The following is a 10,295-nucleotide window of genomic DNA, read 5'->3' as shown; positions in this document are numbered from 1 at the left end:
CTAAATCTTTATTTTCTTCGTAAGATTTAATTCTATCAAAGAAACTTGTCATTTAAATTATTATTATTTAAAACTTTATATATTTTCATAACCTTTATTATCCTTTTTAACAATATAATTATAATTTTTTCTTTCTATATTGATGTTGTACTAAAATAATAGCAATAATAATATATTCATCACTAAAAAACCTAAATCAATAGCAACCAAAGTTAGTTTTATAGCTAACCATAATATTACTATCAATTTAGGTTTTGCCTGCTTACCAGTAACAATCCATAAATAGACTATCTCTTAACTTATTTTTAGTATATCATCCTATGTAAACATTATTAAATGATATTAATAAATTCTTTTTTCATCAAAAATTTCTTTCTAATCTCTATAATTAATAACAAGCTTCTAAAATTGTTAAAATATCTTCTGCCGTAAGTTTTTTATATCCTCCACCCAACACTGTAGAGTTTGCTATAAGTGGTAACATTTCTTTTGTTGCTCCAAGGTCCCTAAGAGAAGTAACCATACCACATTCTTTAATAAATGATTCTAAGGCTACAAGACCTTCTTTAGCAATCTCATCCTTAGTTTTACCTTCTGGTGATACATGCCATACTTCCTTAGCAAATCTAACAAATTTATCTAAACCATAAGTATAAATATAATTATAATATGGAATAGAAATTGCTGCTAATCCCATACCATGTGCACAATCAGTATAAGCACCTAATTGATGTTCAATCATATGCACTTCCCAATCTTGCTCTTTTGCAAGACCAGCCATAGTATTAAGAGCAAGGGTAGCACTCCACATAATATTGCTTCTAGCTTCATAATCATTTGGATTTTTAATAGCCACTCTTGCATTATCTATCACTGAACGAAGAAGCCCTTCAATTACATAATCAGTAGTATTATTATCATTTCCTGAGAAATATTGCTCCATAAGATGTGACATAATATCAAATATACCACTTACCATTTGATATTGTGGAACTGAAAAAGTATACTCAGGATTTAAGATTGAGAACTTTGGATATACTTCTGATGGATATACTCTACCATTTTTAAGTTTTAATTCTTCATTAGTAATAACTGATCCCCCATTCATTTCTGAACCAGTACCAACCATTGTTAAAACAGATCCTACTGGTACAATTTTATTATTAACTGGTTCAAAATTAATCCAATATCTTGTAAAGGCATCTCCTTCACAATAAGCAGATACTGAAATTGCTTTTGCGCAATCTATTACAGATCCGCCACCAACTGCTAATATAAGATCTACATTATTCTCACGAACAAGCTTTCCCCCTTCTAAAACTTTACTATAAGTAGGGTTTGACATAACCCCAGAAAGCTCTATAACCTTTTTTCCTCCCTCATTTAAAATCTTAACTATTTCATCATATAAACCTATTTTCTTTATAGAGTTCTTTCCATATATTAAAAGTATTGTTTCTCCATAACTTTCAAGCTCCCCTTTTAACTGATTTAAAGAATCCTTCCCAAAATGTATTCTTGTTGGGTTATAATAAATAAAATCAAATAACATAATCTTCCTCCTATATTTTCAATATATCTTTATTTATACCTAAATAAACTTTAGTATTTTCCCAATACCTATATCTATTTAAATAACTTAAGTTTAGTATACCAGTTGAAGTTAACTCTAAGTCAAATACTTTTTTAACAAATTCTTTTAGTTAATCCAATAACTTTCACACTAATTATTAATAGTGACTTTACCATTAACTCCCTTAGACAATATTTAGCATTTTTTTTAAATGTTTTATTATATAATTAATTAAGAAAAATGAATAGTAGAACTTTGAATTGATTATTTACTTAAAGAAATAGAGTAGAATTCTTTAAGGTAGAAATGAGCTTAACCTGTCCATAAGTCAGATAATAATAATTAAGGAGGTTTTTAAAGAATGAAAAAAAAGATAAAAATTTCAACTTTTATATACTTTATTTGGATTTTAATTGGAATTAGTATTATTATTTCTCCATCTGTTTTTAAAAATAATTTTAATATTGAATTTGGCAAAAAAATAATTACTTGTTATGTTATATCTTCAACTATGATTCCCATCATATATCATAGGATAAAAAATTAAATAATTTTAAAATTTATAATTAAACATACTATAAAAAAGTTAGATTCTTTATACGCCTTTGTATTTTAGCAAATGGGAAAGTGGCTCCGATAGTTTCCTTGAAGCCATTAAAACCGTCAACGCATATAGTAAAGTTTTGCTCCTTAATATATTCTTTTAATCTTCATAAATTCTATCATTTATACCTTATTTATAATATCCTAATTATTTCTATATCTTTATTAACAAACTTAATGTTCCTACTGTTATTAAAATAAGTCCTGCTGCTGACTTTTTAGAAAGTTTTTCCTTTAAAAATATATATGCAAAAGCTACTGTCACTAAAATACTCAACTTATCTATAGGTACAACAATAGATGCTAAACCATCATGAAGAGCTTTATAATAGCAAAGCCAAGATGCTCCTGTGGCAATTCCTGACAATCCAATAAACAGTAAGCTTTTTTTACTTATTTTCTTTACTTGTCCATGTTTTTTTTGTAAAAATACAATAAGCCATGCCATCATAAGTACTACTATAGTTCTAATAGCTGTTCCTAAATTTGATTCTACATTTTCAATACCAATTTTCGCTAATATAGAAGTAAGTGAAGCACATACTGCTGATAGCACTGCATATATAAGCCATGCCTTATTTTTAACTTCCTTTTGCTCTTCTTCCTTCTTTTGAATCATTAAATATGTTCCTAGACCTATTGCTATCATTCCAATTACCATTGGTACGGTTATATCTTCCTTTAAGAAGATAAACGCTAGTACCATTGTTAAAATGGTGCTGGATTTATCTATTGGTACCACCTTATTAACATCACCAAGCTGAAGTGCTTTAAAATAGCATAGCCACGATGCTCCTGTGGCCATACCAGATAATATTAAAAATATATAGCTCTTAATACTTATATCTACAAGTTGGTTTTGAGATCCTACAATAAATACCATCAGCCATGAAAAAATAAGAACTACAATGGTTCTTAATGCTGTTGCTACGTGAGAATCCACATATTCAATACCTATTTTGGCAAGTATTGATGTTGCACCTGCAAAAAGTGCCGACCCAAAGGCGTATAAAATCCACATTTCTTTCACCTCCAATCATTTTTTAATTAAAAGCCTTCTTTAACGAAGCGCTCTATTCTTCTAAGTGCTTCATAAATATTTTCCATTGATGATGCGTAGCAAGCTCTAATAAATCCTTCTCCACAATCACCAAAAGCATTACCTGGCACAGCAAGTACTTTTTCTTTTAAAAGAAGCTTCTCACAAAATTTTTCTGATGAAAGCCCTGTAGATTTTATACATGGAAATACATAAAATGCCCCTAAAGGTTCAAAGCATTCAAATCCTAACTTTCTAAATCCATCTACAAGCACTCTTCTTCTTCTATTATATTCCTTTACCATTTCACTAACGCTTTCATCACCATTTCTCAATGCTTCAATAGCTGCAAATTGTGCTGTCGTTGGTGAACACATTATTGCATATTGATGTATTTTTTTCATTGCATCTATTAATACCTTGTTTCCACAAGCATATCCCAGTCTCCATCCTGTCATAGCATAAGCCTTTGAGAAACCATTAATCACAAGAGTTTTATCTTTTATCTCTGGGAAGCTGGCAATAGATACATGTTCCTTATTATAAGTAAGTTCTGCATATATTTCATCTGATATAACTATTACATCTTTTTTCTTTAAAACTTCCACAATAGGCTCCAATTCTTCTCTAGTCATTATTGCTCCTGTTGGATTGTTAGGAAAAGGTATGATAACTACCTTTGTCTTTTCTGTAATAGCTTCTTCAAGTTCATCAGCTGTTAGCTTAAAATCATTTTCTACTTTTAACTCTAATACATTTGCTTTAGCACCTGTAAATGTAGTACAACCCTTATATGCCACAAAACTTGGCTCTGGAATAAGAACTTCATCACCTGGACCAACCAATGCCCTTAAAGCAATATCTATTCCTTCACTTCCTCCCACTGTAACAAGTATTTCATCTGATGGGTTATATAACAAATCAAATCTTCTTTTTAAATATTTAGCTATTTCTTCTCTTAACTCAATAAATCCGGCATTAGAAGAGTAGTGCGTATCTCCTTGCTCCAACGAGTATATACCCGCTTCTCTTATATTCCATGGTGTAACAAAATCTGGCTCTCCAACACCTAATGAAATAACATCTTCCATTTCATTTACTATATCAAAAAATTTTCTTATTCCTGAAGGAGGCATCTCCTTTACTTCTTTCCTAATCATATTTTCTAGTATCATATAAATATAGCCTCCCTATTATCAGTATTCTTCTTTTCCTTAAATATTGTTCCATGGTCCTTATACTTCTTTAATACAAAATGCGTTGCTGTTCCATCTACATTATCAAGTACTGCTAACTTTTGCGCTACAAAAGTAGCCACCTCTTTCATGGTCTTTCCTTCCACTATAACAGTTAAATCAAAACCACCAGAAGACATTAGATAGCACGCTTGTACCTGATCATATCTATATATTCTCTCTGCAACCTTATCAAACCCTTCTCCCCTTTGAGGAGTAACCTTCACCTGTATTAATGCTGTAACAACTTCCTTCCCTGTATTTTCCCAATTTATCAGTGTTGTATATCCTGCAATAATACTTTTTTCTTCATAATCTTGTATTGCTTCTCTTACCTCTTCAACAGTCTTGCCAACCATAACTGCAATCTGCTCATCGGTATACCTAAAATTCTTCTCCAATATCTCTAAAATTTCTTCCAATTTTATACCTCCAAATTAAATAAATGTTTATTTTATTCTATAATAGCTAAGCCTCTTCCAGAATTATCTTATACCTAAACTTTTTAAAGCCATAAAAACTTATTTCTTTTTCTATACAAAAAAGCCTCATCCCTTAAAAAGGGACGAAGCTGTAATTCCGCGGTACCACCCTCATAAACAACATAAATTGTTCACTCAGTAGAAATAATAATTATTTCTCCTTTTATAACGTAAAGGTAACGTCTCAACCTACATTAAGCTCTAAACTTAGTTCTCAGTTAAGCAATTCAAAGGCTGCTTCTAAAAAGAATCATTACTAAGTCTCACCAAACCTTAGCTCTCTAAAAATAATATCTTTAAATACTCTTCCTCATCACTATCTTTATTATGATTTTATCTATATATTAATTATCTAATACAACCAATTGTAAGTCAATGATATTTTATTTACATTTTGCTATATCCATCTCTTAATTCTTTTTAAAATTCATTATTACCTTAAATAAATCGCCATCAACTTCAATTTTAAAGCTTCCACCTTGTAATTCTACAAAACTTTTTGCAATGGCAAGGCCTAATCCTGAACCTTCAGTATTTCTAGATTCATCACCACGAACAAACCTTTCCACTATTTCATTAGTATTAAAATCTATTTCTTCTGCCGCCATATTTTTCATTATAACTTCTACATTATCTTCTCTTTCTATTATATCTAAATATACCCTACTATTTGCCATAGCATATTTTGTTGCATTTATAATAATATTTTCAAAGATTCTAAAAGTACATTGGCTATCTAATTGAAGCGCTACCTTTTCTTCTGGAAAATTATTTTTAAATGTTAATGATGAAGCTTTAATTTTATCATCTAATTCAAGTAGTGTTTGCTTCATTAGTGAAACAATATCTATCTCCTCTATATTTAATGTTATATTTCCACTACTTGCTTTACTCATTTCAAATAAATCTTCAATAAGATTCTGTAATCTTTGTGACTTTCTATCCACTATTTCTATATATTGCTTACGCTTTTCCTGGCTTAAATTTTCATCTTTTAAAAGATCAACATAAGTTATTATTGCTGTAAGAGGAGTCTTTAAATCATGAGAAACATTAGAAATTAAATCAGTTTTCATTCTTTGACTTTTAACTTCTTCTTGTACTGCTTTCTTAAATCCCCCTTGTATTTTTTCTAAATTATCCTTAAATGGATTAAATACACCTAAATCTTCTTCTATTTTAACATCTAAGTTTCCTGCCGCTATTTCATTTGTAGCCGTAGTTAATCTTTTATATTTATCACTTATATCATCTACATATTTTGTAATAACAATAAATAGTATTATTGAGTAGATAATTATAAACGGAATTTCAAAGAACCAAATAAAAGATAAAATTAATAATATAGCTGCATTTATTAATACAAGCTTTAAAATATACTTATTGTTATTTTCCTCTAAATTTATTTCTGTTACATAATTTATAGTCTTCTTAAGATATATAAATATCCAAACTAATATTCTACCTATGATACTTCTGCTCTTAAAATACTCTTTAAATCCAATTTTAAACATTGATTTTATTACTGTCATTCCAAAGAAAGCTATGGCAAAAATTCCAAACCATACAGCTATATTAAATGTACTTACCATGCCCTCAGATACTATCTGATTCTTTATTATAGGTAACTCCTTTAAATACGATACCCTTATCATACTTTCAGCTGCTGCAATCCATAATGCTATATCACAACTTATAATAATGAACCAAATTTCAAATGGTATTTTTAAAATATTAAAATCTTTAACCTTCTTATATGGGAATATTAAAGCTGTTAATAATATTATAGCTATAATACTTGCACTGATTAAAGTTCCATAACTTTCATATCCATAATATGAAGCATTGTCTATATTCCATGAAAGATGATCTGAATAAACTAGTTCAGTTGGCACAGCAAATACATAAGTCATATTCTTAATAGGAGTAATAATTTGTGATGCTTCTCCATCAATAATATCTTTATAATCATACATAGTTGATGATATAGTATTCGCATTAACTCCCTTAACATCACTTAAAGAAATATTCCCATTTTCATCAAAATTAAGTACTACAGTAAATCTATATTTATTCATATCTATTTCAGATAAATCTATATTTTTATCCTCTTTAACGGTAATACTATCACTGATATTTGTGGTAGTTAATCCACTTTCCTTATCCAAGGCAAAATATTGAAGATTACTTAAACTCCCTTTTAAATTTGTAATCCATCGGTTAAAGTTCTCATTAAATCTGTAATATACCTCATCATTATATGATTCTTCATTGCCTTCATATAAATAGTTCATACTATTTTTATCTATAAATATATCTTTAGGTTCTTTTATTTCCTCACTATTTTGGTTTTTAATTTTATAATCTAATGCATAACTAGATTCTATTAATATCTTAGCAAAATCATAGTTTTCTAAATAATTATATGATGTATCCTTTGCTAATTTACTTATAAAAGGATATGTTTTAAACATTCCTATGGCTGCTATAAATAATGTTAATAATATTATTAAACTAGTTAAAATCTTATTTTCTTTTTTATCATTGCTTTTCAAGTTTATATCCAACTCCCCACACCACCTTTAAATATTTTGGTTTTTTCGGATTAATTTCTATTTTTTCTCTTATATTTCTCACATGAACCATTATTGTATCTGTATTAATAGCCTGTTCATTCCATACTCTTTCATATATTTCCTCAGCTGAAAAGACCCTACCTGGATTTCTTATAAGTAATTCAAGAATTTTAAACTCACTAGGTGTCATCCTTATACTTTTACCATCAAGAATTACTTCCTTAGTATCAGTATTAAGTTCTAAACCACCAACTTCAAATACATTGGTATTTTCCTCTTCATGCTTTACCATATTTAAAAATCTTGAGTATCTTCTTAAATGTGAATTTACCCTTGCTAAAAGCTCTAATGGTCTAAATGGCTTAGTAACATAATCATCTGCTCCTATATTAAGGCCCATTATTTTATCAACTTCTTCTGATTTTGCTGATAACATTATCACTGGAAAATCATATTTTTCTCTAAGCTTCATAACAAAGGTTATACCATCCATCTTGGGCATCATTACATCCACTATAGCTAAATGTATTTCTTCGTTGCTTAAAACCTCTAACCCCTCTATACCATTACCTGCAATAAACGTCTTATATTCTTGGTTATTTAAATAAGCTTCTATGGCTCTGGCTATATCAATTTCGTCTTCAACTATTAAAATACTATATGAATTCATAAAACTCCTTCTTTCATTAAAACATTATTAACTAACTCTATTATAAATGAATATAAATAATGTTCCATATTGTGCTAAGTATTGAATTATAGTATTACCTTCCATTGGTTCACTCTCCTTTTCTTAGTATAATTATATAATAAAGGATAAAACTTAAGAAAAAAGATTAATATTTCTAAAGAAATTCTAAATAAAAAAAACTGCAAGCTACTTCATCCATAGCTCCAGTATTACTCCAATACCTTTCACAACAATTATTTTGTAATGTATTTACCACAGTTCTGGAAATATCTATAACTTGCTAATTTAAAAATAACTATTTTGGTAATACTATTTATTATTAATAGATTGTTGAATAACTATTTTTTGCAAATTTTATTTATTCAACAATCTATCTATTAAGTATAAAAGGAGAATGATATTATGGAAAAATTAAGTTTTGTAATTGAAAACCAACTTGGTGTTGCTAAGGATAATGAAGAATTAAAAAATAGCCTTAATGGTCAATTTAATGGAGAAACTGCTGAAGTAGGACTTTACTTAGCAATGGCTAGAGTTGCTCAACGTTCAGGTTATCCTGAAATTGCAGAAGTACTTAAAGTTATTGCTTGGGAAGAAGCTGAACATGCAGCTCAATATGCAGAACTTACTGGTAGAGTATCTGACTGTACTAAAACTAATCTTACAAATATGATGAATGGTGAAATTGGTGCCAACAAATTAAAAGCTGAATTAGCTCAAAAAGCAAAAGCTGCCGGACTTGAGGAACTTTATACATTTATTGATCATGCTGCAAGAGATGAAGCAAGACATGCAAGTATGCTTCATGGAATGCTTAATCGCTTATAATTATAACCTTTAATGTAAAATAGCCTTAGCTATAATATCCTATGCTAGGCTATTTTTATTATTCTTAATTTATAACCCGTAACTCATAATAAAAAAAGGTTGTATTTGCAAATATTTTTCTCTATAATGTACAAGTATCTTTATTGAATGGAATCTTTTTTATCAAAAGAGTTTAATAAATTTAATATTGATGTTGAATAATTAATATTTTTACAAAAGATTACAAACAATATAATACATAAATAGGAGGACAACTTATGAGTAATCAAAAACATCTTGGCGATGCACCTATTGGAAAGTTGTTATTACAATATTCTATTCCAGCCATCATTGGTATGGTAGTAAATGCCCTATATAACATTGTTGATAGAATGTTCATCGGAAATATACCTGATATAGGTTCACTAGCAATAACTGGTGTAGGTATTACTATGCCAATTATGACAATAGTGCTAGCCTTTGGTATGCTTATTGGTATTGGTACTACTGCTAATATCTCCCTTAATTTAGGAAAAGGAAATAGAACTACAGCTGAAAAACTTTTGGGAAATGCTTTTACTTTAAGTATAATAGTAGGACTAGCTATTGCAATAACTGGAACTATCTTTGCTAACCCTATTCTAAATCTTTTTGGTGCCAGTGAAAATACACTATTTTATGCAAAAGAATATATAGGTATAATTTTGCTTGGATGTACATTTAATATTCTTTCATTTGCTTTAAACAGTACAGTAAGAGCTGATGGAAATCCTACAATGTCTTCCATAACCATGGTAATTGGCTGTGGTGCTAACATTATACTAGATTATCTATTTATCTTTGTACTTAACCTAGGAGTTAAAGGTGCTGCTTTAGCAACTATTATTTCACAAGCTATTACTTTCTTTATAATTTTATATTACTACACATCTGGTAATTCAAACTTAAAGTTAAAAATTGAAAACTTTAAATTAAAAAAACACCTAGTAACTATGACTTTTGCCATTGGAATAGCTCCATTTGCTACACAAATAGCTAATAGTTTAGTTCAAGTTATTGCTAATAACGCCTTAAAAACTTATGGTAGTGATTTAGCAATTGGTGCTATGACAGTAATAAGTTCATTAAATATAATATTTATGATGCCTATATTTGGTATAAATCAAGGGTGCCAGCCTATTATCGGATTTAATTATGGTGCTAAAAAGTATGAAAGAGCTAAAGAAGCATTTAAATACGCTACTATTGCAGCCTGTGTAATATGTATTATTGGTTTTATATCAATTCAA

The 10,295-nt window shown here is 28.9% G+C and carries 8 protein-coding genes and 1 other annotated feature; of the genes, 2 read left to right on the top strand and 6 right to left on the bottom strand.

What is annotated here, in order from left to right; all coding sequences use genetic code 11:
* Positions 1–388: 388 nt before the first annotated feature.
* From Q5O29_RS09855 to Q5O29_RS09830, 6 genes are all read right to left on the bottom strand, one after another.
* Positions 389–1,552, bottom strand: a complete 1,164-nt coding sequence (locus tag Q5O29_RS09855; protein ID WP_022212779.1) for an iron-containing alcohol dehydrogenase — start codon at positions 1,550–1,552, stop codon at positions 389–391.
* A 778-nt stretch (positions 1,553–2,330) separates the two neighbouring features.
* Positions 2,331–3,197, bottom strand: a complete 867-nt coding sequence (locus tag Q5O29_RS09850; RefSeq protein ID WP_022212777.1) for an EamA family transporter — start codon at positions 3,195–3,197, stop codon at positions 2,331–2,333.
* 26 nt (positions 3,198–3,223) lie between these two features.
* Positions 3,224–4,390: an aminotransferase class I/II-fold pyridoxal phosphate-dependent enzyme gene (locus tag Q5O29_RS09845; RefSeq protein ID WP_022212776.1), complete on the bottom strand. Its 1,167-nt coding sequence runs from the start codon at positions 4,388–4,390 to the stop codon at positions 3,224–3,226.
* Positions 4,387–4,872 (bottom strand): Lrp/AsnC family transcriptional regulator, encoded by a 486-nt coding sequence (locus tag Q5O29_RS09840; RefSeq protein ID WP_022212775.1) that lies wholly within the window; start codon positions 4,870–4,872, stop codon positions 4,387–4,389. Before Q5O29_RS09840 ends, Q5O29_RS09845 begins: the two co-directional genes overlap by 4 nt.
* Before the next feature lie 136 nt (positions 4,873–5,008).
* Positions 5,009–5,258 (bottom strand) — a binding site (T-box leader).
* Positions 5,259–5,342: 84 nt separating this feature from the next.
* On the bottom strand, positions 5,343–7,499 hold the full coding sequence (locus tag Q5O29_RS09835; RefSeq protein ID WP_022212774.1) for a sensor histidine kinase KdpD: 2,157 nt from the start codon (positions 7,497–7,499) through the stop codon (positions 5,343–5,345).
* Positions 7,474–8,178 carry a response regulator transcription factor gene (locus Q5O29_RS09830; protein WP_022212773.1) on the bottom strand — a complete coding sequence of 235 codons (705 nt, stop codon included), beginning with the start codon at positions 8,176–8,178 and terminating at the stop codon, positions 7,474–7,476. Before Q5O29_RS09830 ends, Q5O29_RS09835 begins: the two co-directional genes overlap by 26 nt.
* Positions 8,179–8,601: 423 nt before the next feature.
* Between Q5O29_RS09830 and Q5O29_RS09825 the strand changes: the two genes are divergently transcribed.
* The gene (locus Q5O29_RS09825; RefSeq protein ID WP_022212772.1) at positions 8,602–9,027 is read left to right on the top strand and encodes a ferritin family protein; all 426 of its coding nucleotides are present in this window, start codon (positions 8,602–8,604) and stop codon (positions 9,025–9,027) included.
* A 257-nt stretch (positions 9,028–9,284) separates the two neighbouring features.
* Positions 9,285–10,295, top strand: a 1,011-nt coding sequence (locus Q5O29_RS09820) for an MATE family efflux transporter (protein WP_302632093.1), incomplete at its 3' end; no start/stop codon positions are given.

The organism is Clostridium sp. CAG:265, from assembly GCF_000436575.1.
GTDB classification, from domain to species: Bacteria; Bacillota; Clostridia; order Clostridiales; family Clostridiaceae; genus Clostridium; species Clostridium lentum.
The sequence above is the reverse complement of the archived record's forward strand: the minus strand, read 5'-3'. Positions and strand labels throughout refer to the sequence as shown.